The organism is Cellulosimicrobium protaetiae, from assembly GCF_009708005.2.
Taxonomy (GTDB): Bacteria; Actinomycetota; Actinomycetes; order Actinomycetales; family Cellulomonadaceae; genus Cellulosimicrobium; species Cellulosimicrobium protaetiae.
The window spans coordinates 3,197,201-3,212,406 of record NZ_CP052757.1; the positions used below are offsets into that span (position 1 = coordinate 3,197,201).

The window sequence follows — 15,206 nt, forward strand, 5'->3', positions numbered from 1 at the left end:
TGGTCGGCCCACGCACGGCGTCCGGTCCGCAGCAGCACGACGGCGGCCGCCCTCCGTGAGGAGGACGGCCGCCGCGAGACTCCGTGGGAGGCGAGGGATCAGCCGCCGAACGGTCCGACGCGCACGACGGACCGCGGCCGCGAGGCGAGCTCGCCGGCCAGCTTCTGCACGTCGTCGGCCGTGACCGAACGGATCGCGTCGAGCGACTCCTCGACGCTCAGGAGCTCGCCGTAGACGAGCTCGGCCTTGCCGAGCCGGCTCATGCGCGAGCCGGAGTCCTCGAGCCCGAGGACCATGCCGCCGGAGAGCTGGCCGATGCTGCGGTCGAGCTCGGCGCCGGTGATGCCCGCGTCCGCGAGGCGGTCGAGCTCGGAGTGGAGCAGGGCGGTGACCTCGTCGACCTTCGACGGCGCGCACCCGGCGTAGAGGCCGAACGTGCCGATGCCGCCGTGACCCGACGCGAACGAGTACGTCGAGTACGCGAGGCCGCGCTTCTCGCGGATCTCCTGGAACAGGCGCGAGCTCATGCCGCCGCCCAGCACCGCGCTGAGCACGGACAGCGTGAAGCGACGGTCGTCGGTCGCCGACAGTCCCGTGCCGCCGATGACGACGTTCGCCTGCTCGACGGCCCGGTGGACCGACAGCTCGACACCCGTCGTCCCGACGCCCGCGAGGGCGGGGTCGGCGGGGTCACGTCGCGCCCGCGGCGCGGCGGCCGCGTCGAGCGACCAGCCGCCGTCGTGCAGCGCCTGGCCCACCTGCGCGACGAGCACGTCGTGGTCGACGCCGCCCGCCGCCGCGACGACGAGCGTCTCGGGGCGGTAGTGCCACCGGTAGTGCTCCCAGACCGCGTCGCGCGGGACCGCGTTGATCGTGTCCGGGGTGCCGCCGATGGGTCGGCCGAGCGCGTGCCCGCCGAGCACCGCGGACGCGAACTCCTCGTGCACGACGTCCGAGGGGTCGTCGTCGTTCATCGCGAGCTCTTCGAGGATCACGCCGCGCTCGGTCTCGAGCTCGTCGGGGTCCAGGCGCGCGGACGTCACCATGTCGGCGACGACGTCGACCGCCATGGGCAGGTCGGCGTCGAGCACGCGCGCGTAGTAGCACGTGTGCTCCTTGCCGGTCGCGGCGTTGGCCTCGCCGCCGACGGCGTCGAACGCCTCGGCGATGTCCATCGCCGAGCGGCGCGCGGTGCCCTTGAACAGCAGGTGCTCGAGGAAGTGCGTCGAGCCGAAGTGGCCGTCGGTCTCGTCGCGCGAGCCGACGCCGACCCACGCGCCCATCGTCGCCGAGCGCAGGCCCGGCATCGACTCGGTGAGCACGCGGACCCCGCCGGGCAGGACGGAGCGACGGATCGTCGCGCCGTCCTGCCCGGCGGTCAGCTCGGCCCCGGCGTCACCCGCCGGGACGAGCGGAAGGTCCCAGGGCACGTCAGGCGTCCGCGCCCTCGGTCGCGGGAGCGTCGGCCGGAGCCTCCTCCTCGACCACGGCGTGCAGCGAGAGCTTGCCGCGCGGGTCGATCTCGCCGATCTCGACCTGAACCTTCTGGCCGATGGACAGCACGTCCTCGACGTTCTCGACGCGCTTGCCGCCCACGAGCTTGCGGATCTGGCTGATGTGCAGCAGACCGTCCTTGCCCGGGGAGAGCGAGATGAACGCGCCGAACGACGTCGTCTTGACGACCGTGCCGACGAAGCGCTCGCCGATCTCCGGGACGTGCGGGTTGGCGATCGCGTTGATCGCCGCGCGGGCGGCCTCGGCCGACGGGCCGTCGGTGGCGCCGATGTACACGGTGCCGTCGTCCTCGATGGAGATGTCCGCGCCCGTCTCCTCCTGGATCTGGTTGATCATCTTGCCCTTGGGGCCGATGACCTCGCCGATCTTGTCGACCGGCACCTTCACGGAGATGACGCGCGGGGCGTTCGGGGACATCTCGTCGGGCACGTCGATGGCCTCGGCGAGCACGTCGAGGATCGTCAGGCGCGCGTCGCGCGCCTGGGTCAGCGCACCGGCGAGCACCGAGGCGGGGATGCCGTCGAGCTTGGTGTCGAGCTGGATGGCCGTGACGAACTCGCGGGTACCGGCGACCTTGAAGTCCATGTCGCCGAACGCGTCCTCGGCACCGAGGATGTCGGTGAGCGCGGCGTAGCGCGTCTCACCGTCCACGGTGTCGGAGATGAGGCCCATCGCGATGCCCGCGACGGGGGCGCGCAGCGGCACGCCGGCGTTGAGGAGCGAGAGCGTCGAGGCGCACACGGAGCCCATGGACGTCGAGCCGTTGGAGCCGAGGGCCTCGGACACCTGACGGATCGCGTACGGGAACTCCTCGCGGCTCGGGAGCACCGGCACGAGCGCGCGCTCCGCGAGCGCACCGTGGCCGATCTCGCGGCGCTTCGGGCTGCCCACGCGGCCGGTCTCACCGGTCGAGTAGGGCGGGAAGTTGTAGTTGTGCATGTAGCGCTTGCGCGTCTCCGGACCGAGCGAGTCGATCTGCTGCTCCATGCGGAGCATGTTCAGCGTGGTGACGCCCATGATCTGGGTCTCGCCACGCTCGAAGAGCGCGGAGCCGTGCACGCGCGGGAGCACCTCGACCTCGGCCGAGAGCGTGCGGATGTCCGCGAGCCCACGGCCGTCGATACGCACGCCCTCGGTGAGGACGCGCTGGCGCACGAGCTTCTTCTGGAGCGAGCGGTACGCGGCGGAGAGCTCCTTCTCGCGGCCGTCGAACCCGGCCTGGAGCTTGCCGACCATCTCGTTCTTGATCTCGTCGAGACGGTTCTCGCGGTCCTGCTTGTCCGCGATGGCGAGCGCCGCGCGCAGGTCGGTGGAGACCTCGGCCTCGACCGCGGCGAACGCGTCGTCCTGGTAGTCCAGGAAGACCGGGTACTCCTTGACCGGCTTCGCGGCCTGGGCGGCGAGCGCCGACTGCGCGTCGCACAGCGCCTTGATGAACGGCTTGGCCGCCTCGATGCCCTCGGCGACGACCTCCTCGGTCGGCGCGCCGACGCCCTCGTCCTTGACGAGGCCCCAGGCACCGTCGGTGGCCTCGGCCTCGATCATCGCGATCGCGACGTCGTCACCGACGACGCGCCCGGCCACGACCATGTCGAAGACCGCGCGCTCCTTGTCGGAGTACTTGGGGAACGCGACCCACTGGCCGTCGACGAGCGCGATGCGGACCGCGCCGACCGGGCCGGAGAAGGGCAGGCCGGAGATCTGCGTCGACGCCGAGGCGGCGTTGATCGCGAGCGTGTCGTACGCGTCGTCCGGGTGGAGCGCGAGGACCGTGATGACGACCTGGACCTCGTTGCGCAGGCCCTTGACGAACAGCGGGCGCAGCGGGCGGTCGATGAGGCGGCACGCGAGGATCGCGTCCGTCGAGGGGCGACCCTCGCGGCGGAAGAACGAGCCGGGGATGCGGCCCGCGGCGTACATGCGCTCCTCGACGTCCACCGTCAGCGGGAAGAAGTCGAACTGGTCCTTGGGGTGCTTGCCGGCCGTGGTGGCCGACAGGAGCATGGTCTCGTCGTCGAGGTACGCGGCGACGGAGCCGGCGGCCTGACGGGCGAGGCGCCCGGTCTCGAACCGGACGGTGCGGGTGCCGAAGCGACCGTTGTCGATCGTGGCCTCGGCGAACTGGATCTCGGGACCCTCCACGGGTGCCCTCCCTTTCTCGAAGCGCCGCCCGGGTAGCCCTGTCGAGGGTTCCGGTCCGTGCCCCGGCGCGCGTGGCGCAGGGGCTCCGGTCGCACTCGACGCTCGGCGGTCTTCGATCGAGGTCCACGGCGGTTCCCGCACGGCCCCGTCCGAGACGGGACCGCGGGGGTCCGTGAGCCACTACCGAGGACCGAACGAGAGGCCGGCGGCGCGGTGTGGGTGGTGTCGGCTGCAGGTGTCAGCCGTGGTGTGACAGGTACATCACACCAGACCAGCCCGGTCCCCGCAGGGACCGGGCTGGCGGTGTCGTGTCAGCGACGCAGACCGAGGCGCTCGATGAGGCTGCGGTAGCGGTTGATGTCGACCTTCTGCAGGTAGCCGAGCAGGCGACGGCGCTGGCCGACGAGGAGGAGCAGACCACGACGGCTGTGGTGGTCGTGCTTGTGCTCCTTGAGGTGCTCGGTGAGGTCCTTGATGCGCTGCGTGAGGAGCGCGACCTGGACCTCGGGCGAACCGGTGTCGCCCTCGCTCGTCGCGTACTCGGTCATGATGCGCTGCTTCGTGGCAGTGTCGAGCGGCACGGTTCTCCTTCGGGTTCGTTGCGCGGCGCGCCGGGACGATGCTCCCGGGCTCTCTGGGTCCGCGGCCGGTCAGACGGCGCATCCATCTTACCAGGTGGACGCGCCGCCTCGTCCGGCCGCGATCCGCGCGACTCCCGGATCCCGTGCGCTCGCGGCCGCCGGGCGTCAGGGGGCGCCGTCGTGCCCCGCCGTCCCGTCGGCGCGGAACCGCCCCGCCGCGTCCGGCAGCACCCCGGCGAACCGGAGCAGGTCCGGGAGCGTGAGGACGAGCGAGCCGTCCTCGAAGTGCACCCCCTGCGCGGGCGTCCAGTGGTTGCTCGCCCGGACGTAGGACGTGTCGTCCTGGCGGAGCAGGTAGACGAACGTCTCGGCGAGCACGCGGCTGCCGACCTCGCCCAGGAAGCTCCCGTCGCCCTGAAGCTCGGCCTCCTTGAGGACGTAGTACCACAGCGGGGTGCCGCCGTGGTCGCCGTCCCGCAGGGTCGCGAGCGCCTGCTTCACGTCCTCCCCGGCGCGGTCCTCGAGCTGGGCCGGGGTGAGCGGCGTGACGCCGAGAGACGTCGCGACGGCCTCGCCGGTGGGCAGCGCGAGCATGTACCCGCGCAGCAGGTTGCGTTGCGCGAGCTGCCTCTGCAGCGCGCTGGCGACGAGCTGAGCCTGCGTGTGCGCGGGCGGCTCGGGCGGCAGCGCACCCTCCTTGACCAGGTCGCCGAGGCTCGGCGCGAGGAAGGTGTCGATCTTCTCCGCGGCCCGGAACGGCGAGGGATCGCCCTTGTCGACGAACCGGGCCCACTCGATCGGCCAGTTCGACGGCAGCGCGGGATTGCCCGCCGGCCCGGGGCGCAGGCTGCCGCCGTTCCCCGTGAACTCGAAGAGCTGGACGAGGCTCGCGTTCCGGGGCGGCGGGCCGGTGAAGTTGACGTTGTAGTCGTACGTGTCCCGGATCATCGAGTGGCCGAACCGGAACGCCGCGACGGCGAACTCGAGCGGCATCGAGACCGGGTAGCGGGGCCGGAAGAACGACGTGTCGCGCAGGAGCGTCGCGTCCAGGACGCCCGGCTTGGTGAGCGTACGCAGGTAGTCGTTGACCACGAGCCACTGGTAGTGCCAGCGCACGAGCTGGCTCGCACGCTCGAAGACACCGCGTTCCCCGCCGGTGTGGCGCGTCCACGGATCGAACTCGTCCACCCAGTCCACGACGGCGTTGTGGAACCGGATCATCGCGAGGTGGAACTGGGCCACGACGAGGTTCTCGTCGTTGCGCCCGTCCGGGACGAGCGGCGCGCCCTGCGCGTCGCGCGGCAGGTCGCGCTGCGCGTCGCCGCCTGGCTCGACGAGGGAGAACGACGGGCCTCCCGGGATCACGAGCGCCTCGGTCGAGATGCGCCCGAGGCGGAGCTTGGCGGACCCCGGGACGTAGGACGCCTCGCTGCGCGTGGACCCGAGGCCCGGCTCCCCCTCGAACACGGGCCCGCTGCCGTACAGCGAGTCGAGGTTGAGCGCGGGGTGGCGCCCGTTGTGGAGCGAGCGCACCACGACCCGTGGTGCGAACACCTGGAACGGATCGGCGTCGACGTCGCCGAGCGCCTGGTCCCCGTCGCGGCCGGACGTGGTGTCCGGGCCGTTCGTGTTGAGCGTGATGTCGTGGTCGATGAACTGGCCCCAGTACGTGTACACCGCCGGGACGTTCGAGTTGAGGTCGCGCGGGGGCTGTCCCTGCGGCACGACCGGCCGGGCCACCATCGAGGCCCCGAGCGCCTTCAGGGCCTCCACGGTGCTCGCGGTCGCGCCGTCGTCCACCGGCAGGTGGAACGCGGGGAAGCTCTCCGCGAGCTCCGGGAACAGGTAGTCGAACGCGGTCGTGGAGTCGTAGCGGTGCAGTGCGTGGTCCCGGGCGACCGCGGCCTCGGCCGCGGGCAGGAGCGGGGCGTTCGACTCCGCGGGGTCCACGACCGCGTCGGTGGCGGGCCCGTCGGGCGCGACGGCCGATCCGTGGCCGACGCTGCGGACCGTCCGTCCGATCGGGGTGGACGCCTGGTCGACCGCGTCGGGAGCGACGTCGTCGACCACCGTCTCGGCGACGGTCCCGGCGCCGGGTGCCGCCGTGTGCTGCTGAGCCTCCATGGCTCTGCCTCTCTGTGGGAGGTCGTCGTGCGGCCGCCGCGGCGGACCGCCGAGCGCTCCCGCGGGCGCGAGCGCTCGCGCGGGGGCGTGTGCGACCGCCCCCTGGACTGCGGCCCGGGGATCGTGCGGCCGCGACGGACGCCGTGCACGACGGCGCCGCTCACCCGGAGGGAGGGGCGCCGGCCGGTCCCGTGACACCCGGTCGCCCCAGGACGTCGGGACGGGCCCGGCGCCGGTCACCCGCGCAGGAGGCCGCGGCGCCGCGCCTCGGCGACCGCGGCCGTGCGCGAGGGCGCGCCGAGCTTGTCGTAGACGTGGACGAGGTGGGTCTTCACGGTCGCGCGGGACAGGAACAGCTCGCGGGCGATCTCGTCGTTGGTGCGTCCCTCGGCGACGAGCGCGAGCACCTCGAGCTCGCGCGCGGTGAGCGCCGTGCCGGGGCTGCGCAGGCGGCCGAGGAGCCGTCGCTGGACCGCGGGGCCGAGCGCGACCTCGCCCGCAGCGGCGGCACGCACGGCGGCCACGAGCTCGTGCGTCGGGGCGTCCTTGAGGAGGTAGCCGCGCGCGCCCGCCTCGACCGCCGCGAGGATGTCGGCGTCGGCGTCGTACGTCGTCACGACGAGCACGGCCGGGCCGTCGGTCGCGACGATCTCCCGGACCGCGTCGACACCCCCGAGCCGACCCGGGCCGAACTGCAGGTCGAGCAGCACGACGTCGGCGCGCAGCCCGGCGCGAAGGCGCGCGAGGAGCTCCTCGGCCGAGCCGACCTCGGCGACGACGCGCACGTCCGGCTCGGCCTCGAGCACCGCGCGCAGGCCCGTGCGCACGACCGGGTGGTCGTCCGCGAGCACGACGTCGACGCTCGGACCGGTCATCGCCCCTCCTCGTCCTCGGCGCGCGCGAGCGGCACCCAGGCAGCGACCGCCGTGCCCGCGCCCGGCGCGGACTCCACGGACAGCGTGCCGCCGAGCTCCGCGAGCCGCGCGCGCATGGCCACGAGACCGAACCCACCCACGGTCCCGCCCGGCCCGTCCTCGGCCGGCTCGGCGAGACCGTCCGGGTCGAAGCCGCGACCGTCGTCGACCACGTCCAGGGCCACCGCCTCCTCCCCCGGCGCCGCGCCCGCCAGAAAGCTCAGCGTGACCGCGGCGCGCGACGCGTCCGCGTGCCGCTCGACGTTGGCGAGCGCGGACTGGGCGACGCGCAGCAGCGCGGTCTCGACGTCCGTCGGCAGCGGCACGGGGTCGCCGCTCACCTGCACGACGACCTCCGGGCCGGCGCCGGTGGCGCGCCCCGAGGTGCGGGCCGCGACCCGGCGCAGCGCGTCGACGAGGTTCGACGACGCGAGGTCGGCGGGCGCCAGCGCGCGCACGACGCGGCGTGCCTCGGCGAGGTTGTGCCGCGCGACCTCCCGCGTCTGCTCGACGTACCCGCGCGCGGTGCCGACATCGCCGGCGTCGAGCGCGGTCCGGGCGGCGCGCAGGAGCAGCTCGGCCGAGGAGAACCCCTGGGCGAGCGTGTCGTGGATCTCGCGCGCGAGGCGTTCGCGCTCGCCCGCGACCGCCCGCTCACGCTCGGACGTGGCGAGCTCGTCGCGCGTGCGGACGAGCTCGTCCAGGGTCCGCTGGCGCTCCTGCGACTCGCGCACGACCGCCTCGAGCGCGAGCACGACGACGACCGCGACCGCCCCGCCGATCGCGGGGCCGAGCACGAACGGCACCGCGACGCTCTCCGTGGCGGCCCACATGACCGCGACCACGAGGAGCACGACCGCGGCGACCGCGACCGGGCCGCGGCGCGGACCGAGCACGTGCATCGCGACGAACATCAGGGGGAACGCGACCCACACCGCCGTGACGGAGACCAGGCACAGCGCGACCCACAGCACGACGAGCCCGGTCACCCACGCACCCGCGGGCCACCACGCGCCGCGGGGCGCCCGCACGTCGTCCGGGAGCGGCAGGCGGCGTCGGCCCAGGACGTAGAGCGCGAGCAGCGCGGCACCCACCCCGAGGGCGACGACGGCGCGCACCGTGCCGCTGGTCAGGGCGACGGCGAGGGAGAGCGCGAGCAGGCCGACGAGGAGGACGTCGAGGCCCCGCCGCAGCCACCGGGTGGCCGCCGGCACGACGCGTGCGCCGTGCCCGCCGGGCACGGCGACAGGGGTCGGGGGCGCGGCCGGGGTCACGCCGTCACCCTAGCGACGCCGCCCCCGGCCGGCATCGTCCGAACGGTCGATGCGCGGCTCCACCCCGCGGCGAGGCAGGACCGACCGCGGTGGCGATCCGGGACGGACCGCGCCGCGGGACCGTGGACGGGAGACGTCGACGGGTGCGTCGACGGAGCGTCGACGGGAGACCGGGACGCCGTCCGCCCGCACCCGCCCGTCTGCCCCTGCCACCCGACACCTCGGAGGTCGTCCCCGTGTTCCTCGCCCTGCGCGACCTGCGCCACGCCCGTGGTCGCTTCGCGCTCATGATCGCGGTCGTCGCGCTCATCACGTTCCTCGTCGCGTTCCTCGCGGCCCTCACCGCCGGCCTCGGCCGCGCGAGCACGTCCGCCGTGACCGGCCTGCCCGTGGACCGGGTCGCGTTCTCGCCCCCGGCCGAGGGCGCCTCGCCGACCTTCACCGAGTCCGAGGTCACCGCCGCGCAGCAGGAGGCCTGGACCGACCTCCCCGGCGTGCGGGCCGCGGAGCCGCTCGGCGTCGCGACCGTGCGCGCGTCCGGCGAGAGCACCGCCGCCGTCACCGCGTTCGGCGTCCGACCGGGATCGGGCCTGGTGCCGGGGGCGGGTGGCGGGGACGCCGACGTCTCCGCCGGGACGGTCGTGCTCTCGCGCGGCGCCGCCGACGCCCTGGGCGCGGACGTCGGCGACCGGGTCGGCGCCGGCCCGCTCGACCTGCGCGTCGCCGCGGTCGCGGACGTCGAGGCCGACTTCGCCCACACGCCCGTCGTGTGGGTCTCCCTCGACGACTGGCAGGCGGTCGGCGCGCGCGGCGGCACCGCTGCGGGCGACGCGCAGGAGGGCCCGACCGCGACCGTCGTCGCGCTCCGGTTCGGCGACGACCCGCCGTCGGCGGACGCGCTCGTCGCGACCGACGCGGAGGTCGGGACGGTCACCGCGACGCCGCGCGAGGCGCGCTCGGCCATCTCCTCGTTCACCGCCGAGAACCTCTCGCTGACGCTCATGCAGGTGTTCCTCCTCGCCATCTCCGCGCTCGTCGTCGGCGCCTTCTTCACCGTCTGGACCATCCAGCGCGCGGGCGACGTCGCCGTGCTGCGCGCGCTCGGTGCCTCGACGCGCTACCTCCTGCGCGACGCGATCGGGCAGGCGGGCGTCGTGCTCGCCGTCGGCGTCGGGCTGGGCACGGCGCTCGCGACCGGGGCGGGGCTGCTCGCCGCGCGAGTCATGCCCGTCGTCGTCGACCTCTCGACCACGCTCGCCCCCGCCGTCGTGCTCGTCGCGCTCGGCGGGATCGGGGCGGTGCTCGCGGTGACGCGTGTCGCGCGCGTGGACCCGCACGCCGCCCTCGCCGCGCGCTGACCCGGCGTCCCGCTCCCCTCGCCCCCGACCGTCGCCGACATCCCCGCACCCGACCCGAGAACCCAGGAGCTCCCCGTGGACCTCATGCTCGACCGCATCCGCCTCGCCTACCCCGACGGCGACGGCGTCCTCGTCGCCGTGGACGACGTCTCGCTCACCGTGCCCTCGGGCACCACGACGGCGCTCCTCGGCCCGTCCGGAGCCGGCAAGTCCAGCCTGCTCGCCGTCGCCGCGACCCTCACCCCGCCCACGTCGGGAGTCGTGCGGGTCGGCGAGGACGTCGTCGCCGCGCCGCTCTCCGGACCCGGCGCCCCGGCGACGGGTCGCGGGGCCCGCCGTCGGGCGCGACGGGCGGCCGACCGGGCGGCCGCCCTGCGCCGCGAGCGCATCGGGATCGTGTTCCAGCAGCCGCAGCTCGTGGCCTCCCTCACCGTGCTGGAGCAGCTCGAGCTCATGAGCCACCTGCGGGGCCGACCCGCGGCGTCGCGCCGCGCGCACGCGCTCGCCCTGCTCGACGCGGTCGGGGTCGCCGACCGCGCGGACCGCCGCCCGGAGCACCTCTCGGGCGGTCAGCGCCAGCGGGTCGCGATCGCGCGCGCGCTCATGAACGACCCCGAGGTGCTCCTCGTCGACGAGCCCACCTCCGCGCTCGACCACGAGCGCGGCGTGCAGGTCGTCGAGCTCGTGGTGCGGCTCGCGCGCGAGCTCGACGCCGCGACGCTGCTCGTCACGCACGACGAGGCGACGCTCGACCCCGTCGACGCGCGCGTGCACATGGCGGACGGGCGCCTCGTCGCGGCCCCGGCACCCGCCCGGGTCTGAGGTCGCAGGCCTGACGCGCCGGGCGAGGGCTCAGGTCCCGACGGCGGAGCGGCGCCCGTCAGCGTGCCGCGCGCACGTGGGTCGCGACCGCGAGCGCCACCACGGCCACGAGCGCCTGGGCGAGGACGGCTCCCCAGCCCGCGGTGCCCACGAGCAGCGCGACACCGAGGGGGACGGCGCCGAGGACCGCGACGTCCGGGCCCTTGCGCAGCACGGCGGCAGCCCCCGTGGGCACGCCGCCCGCGGGGGTCGCGAGGAGCGGGCCGCCCCAGTTCGGCGGCTCGCGGTAGGCGCTGCGCACGGCGGCGGCTCCCTGCACGACGGCCGTGAGCGTCGCGAGCGCCGCCCAGCGCGCGTCGCCCGACGCGACGACGAGCGGCGCCGACCCGGCGAGGAGGCACACGGCCGCCGTGAGCGTCGGGACGACGGCGCGCGCGAGCCGGGTCCAGCGCGCGGCGAGCGGCACGAGGGTGTCGACGACGGGCGCCATCTCCGCGGTGCGCGCGCCCTCCGCCCCGAGCACGGCCGCGCCGAGCCCCACCGCGACCAGCACGGCGAAGAGACCGAACCCGGACCCGAGGCCGGGGACCTGCTGCGCGACGACCGTCAGCGCCCCGAGCCCGACGAGCTGCGCGAGGGCGGACGGGCTGCGCCCGAGGAGCACGAGGTCGGCCGCGACGACCGCGCCGAACGCCCCGCGCACCGCGCGGAACCGGTGCGGTCGTCGCACGCGCACCCGCGCCGCCCCGGCGCGGCGCAGCGCGCGGCCGAGGTCGCGCGTGTCGAACGAGAGCACCGCGCCGCCCACCTGGTCCGCGACGGAGCTCTGCGCGCGCAGGACCGTCGCGCCGAGCGACTCCAGGTCCCGCCACCAGCGGAGCACGAGCACCGCGGCCACCGCGAGGAGCCCGAGCGCGACCAGCGGTGGAGCGGCGAGAGCGGGCAGCCCGGAGCGTCCCGCGACGACGAGGGCGAGGCCCGCGACCGGCACGGCCGCGACGGCCACGTCGCTCGCGCGAGCGAGGGCGCCGGACGCGCGCGGGGACGGCTGCACGAGACCCGCGACCGCCACGAGCAGGAGGCCGAGCGCGCCGCCCGTGAGCGCGGCGCGCAGCGCGGGAGCGACGTCGAGCCCCGCGGCGACGGACACCGCGGCGGTGCCGACCGCGCCCAGGACGCCACCCAGCAGCACGGCCCGGACGAACGACGGCGAGACCAGCCCGCGCCGGTCCGCGGGCGTCGGGACCCACCAGCGCACCCCGCCGCTCCCCGCACCCACGGGGCCGAGGCGCACGGCCGTGCCGGTGAGGAAGGCGAGCAGTGCGGAGGCCCCGAGCGCCTGGACCGCGCCCGGCCCGAGCACCGGCGTCCCGGCCGTCGCGCCGGGGTCGAGGGTCGAGCGCAGCATCGAGGCGAGCCCGACGACCCAGCCGGTGGCGAGCGCGACGGACACGACCGCGTAGGCGACGTCCACCACGATCTCCCCCGGGCCGGCGTCGGCTCGCGCGGCCGCGGCACGCGCGGTGAGACGTCGCAGCTCGCGCCCGGTGAGGAGCTCGTCGGGGTCCGTCCGCAGGGCACCGACCGTCTGGGTGCCCGGTTCCACGGGGTGCGTCGCCGCCGGTGGCCCGTCGGGGTCCGTCACGATCAGCGCACCGCCAGGAGCGCGTCGTGGGTGTCCGCCGGGTCGAGCGCGACGCACGCGCCGTCACCGACCAGCAGGCCGCGCGCGCCCGTCCGCGCGACGAGCTCCGGGTCGTGCGTGGCGAGGACGACCGCGACGCCGCTGCGCGCGTCGTCGACCAGCAGCCCGGCGAGACGCTCCCGCATCCCGGGGTCGAGGCGCTGCTCGGGCTCGTCGAGCACGAGCAGCTCGCGGGGCCGCACGAGACCCGAGGCGAGCAGGAAGCGACGGCGCTGGCCCGAGGACAGCGCCGAGGGCAGCGACCTCCCCTGCTCCGCGATCCCGAACCGGTCCAGGAGCTCGTCCACCGCCGCGCCCGCGCCGACCACCCCGTGCCCGCGCGCGACGAGGACGAGGTGCTCGCGCACGGTGAGCGCCGGGAAGAACGCGTCGTCGTCGAGCACGCCCGCGACCCGGGCGCGGAAGCCGCGCTCGCGCTCGTCCACGTCGCGGCCGAAGGCACGGACGGTGCCGCCGAGCGGGGGCTGCAGACCGAGCACGGTGCGCAGGAGCGTCGACTTCCCGCTGCCGTTCGCGCCGATGACGACGACCAGCTCCCCGGGGCGCACGGTGAGGTCGACGGGCGCGCACACGGCCACGTCGGCGTATCCGACACGGAGCGCGCGCGCCTCGAGCACGGGTGCCTGGGCCGCCACGGTCAGGCCCCCGGGGTCGTCGCGACCGGCTCCCCGCCGGCTCCGGCGAGGATCTCGCGGGCGCGGACGACGTCGTCGTGCATCTGCGCGACGAGCGGATCGATGCCGTCGAACCGCAGCGTGGGGCGCAGCCGCTCGACCAGCTCGAGGACGACGTCCTCGTCGTACAGGTCGAGGTCGGAGCGGTCGAGGACGTACGCCTCCACGCGCCGCTCGACGCCGTCGAAGGTGGGGTTGGTGCCGATCGAGATCGCGGCCGGGAGACGCACGTCGGCGTGCTCGGGGTCGGCGCCCGCGAGCTGCGGGCGCTCCAGCCACCCCGCGTACACGCCGTCGGCCGGGACCATGCCGCTGATCGCGCCGAGGTTCGCCGTCGGGAAGCCGAGCTCGCGGCCCCGCGCGTCGCCGTGCACGACCGTGCCCCGCACGCTGTGCGACCGACCGAGGATGCGGGCCGCCTCGCGCACGTCGCCGGCCGCGAGCAGGGCACGCACGCCCGTGGACGACCAGCGGACCTGCGAGTCGCCGGGAGTCGCCTCGTCGGTCACCGGCACACCCTGGTGCTGCCCGACGTCGTCGATCGCGACGACCTCGAAGCCGAACCGCGACCCGAGCTCGACCATGGTCTCGATCGTGCCCGCGTTGTCGCGGCCGAAGCGCACGTCGTGCCCGACGACGACCGTGCCGACCCGCAGCCCGTCGACCAGGAAGGTGCGCACGAACTCCTCCGGGGTCTGGCGCGCGAACTCGAGCGTGTACTCCACGAGCAGGACGGCGTCGAGGCCGGTCGCGGCGAGGAGCTCGACCCGGTCCGCGATCCCCGTGATGAGCTCCGGCGCGCTCTCCGGGCGGTGCACGACCGCGGGGTGCGGGTGGAACGTCACGGCGACGGCGCGCGCGTCACGCGCACGGGCGAGGTCGACGATCCGGCCGAGCACCTGGGCGTGGCCGCGGTGGACGCCGTCGAAGTTGCCGATCGTCACGACCGACGGGCCGAAACCCGGGGGAACCTGGCTCAGGTCCGTCCACAGGTGCACGCGAGAACTCCTCCGGTGAGGGGGTGGGTCGGGCGGCCGGCAGGGAGTCGTCGGCGCCGCTGGACAAGACTGCCACGCCACGGCGCCGACGCCGAACCGAGCGCGTCAGGCGGGCGCCAGGACCAGCACGGGCTTCGCGAGGTCGGCGCCACCGCGACGCGTGTCCTCGACGAGCGCGACGAGCTCGCCCTCCGGGGAGACCGCCGCCGTCGTGCCCGGCGTCCCCGTCGCGGGGATCCACTGCCCGTACGACAGCGCCGTGGCCTCCTGGGGCGTGAGGTCGCGCACGGGGAACGTCGCACGGGCGGCCGCGGCGAGCGGCAGCGTCGCGAGGACGCCGTCGCGGTCGGCCTGAGCCTCGAGCTCCTCGAGGGTCGAGGCGACGTCGAGCCCGTACCCGCCGACACGGGTGCGTCGCAGGGCCGTGAGGTGCCCGCCCACCCCGAGCGCCGCGCCGAGGTCGCGCGCGAGCGCGCGGACGTACGTGCCGGACGACACGGTCACGGCGACGTCGACGTCGAGGGCGGGGGACGCGTCGTCGGGCAGGACGGGCTCGTGTGCCGCCTCCCCCGGGCGAACCGGGCGGACGTCGAGGACCTCGAAGCGCGAGACGACGACGGGGCGCGCCGCGAGCGCGACGTCCTCGCCCGCGCGGGCGCGGGCATAGGCGCGCTTCCCGTCGACCTTGATCGCGCTCACGGTGCTCGGCACCTGGAGGATCTCGCCCGTGAGGTCGGCGATCGCGCGGTCGAGGTCGGCGCGCCCCACGCCGGACGCGTCGGCGCGCGCGACGACCTCGCCCTCGGCGTCGTCGGTCGTCGTGGCGGCGCCCAGGCGGATCGTCGCGTCGTAGTCCTTGTCGGCTCCCACGACGTACGTCAGGAGCTTGGTCGCGCGGCCGACCCCGAGCACGAGGACGCCCGTCGCCATCGGGTCGAGCGTGCCGGCGTGCCCGACCTTGCGGGTGCCCGCGAGCCGGCGCCCGCGCCCCACGACGTCGTGGCTCGTCCAGCCGCCCGGCTTGTCGACGACGACGAGACCGTCCGGCGCGACGGGTCGTCGTGCCGGACGGTCTGTCGCGGGAGGGCGTCCGCCCACG

The 15,206-nt window shown here is 75.5% G+C and carries 12 protein-coding genes; 2 read left to right on the forward strand and 10 right to left on the reverse strand.

The genetic code is table 11. The features are described from left to right. Nucleotides 1–98 precede the first annotated feature (98 nt). The 6 genes from FIC82_RS13720 to FIC82_RS13745 all read right to left on the reverse strand — a co-directional run bounded on the left by FIC82_RS13720 (nucleotide 99) and on the right by FIC82_RS13745 (nucleotide 8,550). Nucleotides 99–1,430, reverse strand: a complete 1,332-nt coding sequence (locus FIC82_RS13720) for a M16 family metallopeptidase (protein WP_168731875.1) — start codon at nucleotides 1,428–1,430, stop codon at nucleotides 99–101. A gap of 1 nt (nucleotide 1,431) precedes the next feature. Then, nucleotides 1,432–3,657 (reverse strand): polyribonucleotide nucleotidyltransferase, encoded by a 2,226-nt coding sequence (locus tag FIC82_RS13725; protein ID WP_053371618.1) that lies wholly within the window; start codon nucleotides 3,655–3,657, stop codon nucleotides 1,432–1,434. A 311-nt stretch (nucleotides 3,658–3,968) separates the two neighbouring features. Continuing rightward, nucleotides 3,969–4,238 carry a 30S ribosomal protein S15 gene (gene rpsO, locus FIC82_RS13730; RefSeq protein WP_021479897.1) on the reverse strand — a complete coding sequence of 90 codons (270 nt, stop codon included), beginning with the start codon at nucleotides 4,236–4,238 and terminating at the stop codon, nucleotides 3,969–3,971. A gap of 165 nt (nucleotides 4,239–4,403) precedes the next feature. Continuing rightward, the gene (locus FIC82_RS13735; protein ID WP_154798903.1) at nucleotides 4,404–6,362 is read right to left on the reverse strand and encodes a peroxidase family protein; all 1,959 of its coding nucleotides are present in this window, start codon (nucleotides 6,360–6,362) and stop codon (nucleotides 4,404–4,406) included. 236 nt (nucleotides 6,363–6,598) lie between these two features. Next, entirely contained in the window at nucleotides 6,599–7,237 is a 639-nt protein-coding gene (locus tag FIC82_RS13740) for a response regulator transcription factor (RefSeq protein ID WP_154798904.1), read from the reverse strand. Continuing rightward, nucleotides 7,234–8,550, reverse strand: coding sequence for a sensor histidine kinase (locus tag FIC82_RS13745; protein WP_253691162.1), 1,317 nt, complete (start codon nucleotides 8,548–8,550; stop codon nucleotides 7,234–7,236). Before FIC82_RS13745 ends, FIC82_RS13740 begins: the two co-directional genes overlap by 4 nt. A 236-nt stretch (nucleotides 8,551–8,786) precedes the next feature. Between FIC82_RS13745 and FIC82_RS13750 the strand changes: the two genes are divergently transcribed. Then, complete coding sequence (locus tag FIC82_RS13750) at nucleotides 8,787–9,908, forward strand: ABC transporter permease (RefSeq protein ID WP_168731876.1); 1,122 nt, start codon at nucleotides 8,787–8,789, stop codon at nucleotides 9,906–9,908. An 84-nt stretch (nucleotides 9,909–9,992) separates the two neighbouring features. After that, the gene (locus tag FIC82_RS13755; RefSeq protein WP_154800289.1) at nucleotides 9,993–10,730 is read left to right on the forward strand and encodes an ABC transporter ATP-binding protein; all 738 of its coding nucleotides are present in this window, start codon (nucleotides 9,993–9,995) and stop codon (nucleotides 10,728–10,730) included. Between the two features lie 58 nt (nucleotides 10,731–10,788). On the opposite strand, the gene FIC82_RS13760 is transcribed toward FIC82_RS13755, so the two are convergent. From FIC82_RS13760 to truB, 4 genes are all read right to left on the reverse strand, one after another. Continuing rightward, a complete protein-coding gene (locus FIC82_RS13760) occupies nucleotides 10,789–12,375 on the reverse strand; it encodes a DUF6297 family protein (protein WP_154798905.1) in 1,587 nt (528 codons plus the stop codon). Nucleotides 12,376–12,377: 2 nt separating this feature from the next. Beyond that, the gene (locus FIC82_RS13765) at nucleotides 12,378–13,070 is read right to left on the reverse strand and encodes an ABC transporter ATP-binding protein (protein WP_168731877.1); all 693 of its coding nucleotides are present in this window, start codon (nucleotides 13,068–13,070) and stop codon (nucleotides 12,378–12,380) included. 2 nt (nucleotides 13,071–13,072) lie between these two features. Then, a complete protein-coding gene (locus FIC82_RS13770; protein WP_168731878.1) occupies nucleotides 13,073–14,107 on the reverse strand; it encodes a bifunctional riboflavin kinase/FAD synthetase in 1,035 nt (344 codons plus the stop codon). Nucleotides 14,108–14,212: 105 nt separating this feature from the next. Then, nucleotides 14,213–15,205, reverse strand: a complete 993-nt coding sequence (truB, locus tag FIC82_RS13775; protein WP_168731879.1) for a tRNA pseudouridine(55) synthase TruB — start codon at nucleotides 15,203–15,205, stop codon at nucleotides 14,213–14,215. Nucleotide 15,206 lies beyond the last annotated feature (1 nt).

What these genes read in the sequence shown, in the direction of transcription:
- FIC82_RS13735 (WP_154798903.1), bottom strand. Translation starts at nt 6,362, where the DNA reads ATGGAGGCTCAGCAGCACACGGCGGCACCCGGCGCCGGGACCGTCGCC.
- FIC82_RS13740 (WP_154798904.1), bottom strand. Translation starts at nt 7,237, where the DNA reads ATGACCGGTCCGAGCGTCGACGTCGTGCTCGCGGACGACCACCCGGTC.
- FIC82_RS13755 (WP_154800289.1), top strand. Translation starts at nt 9,993, where the DNA reads ATGCTCGACCGCATCCGCCTCGCCTACCCCGACGGCGACGGCGTCCTC.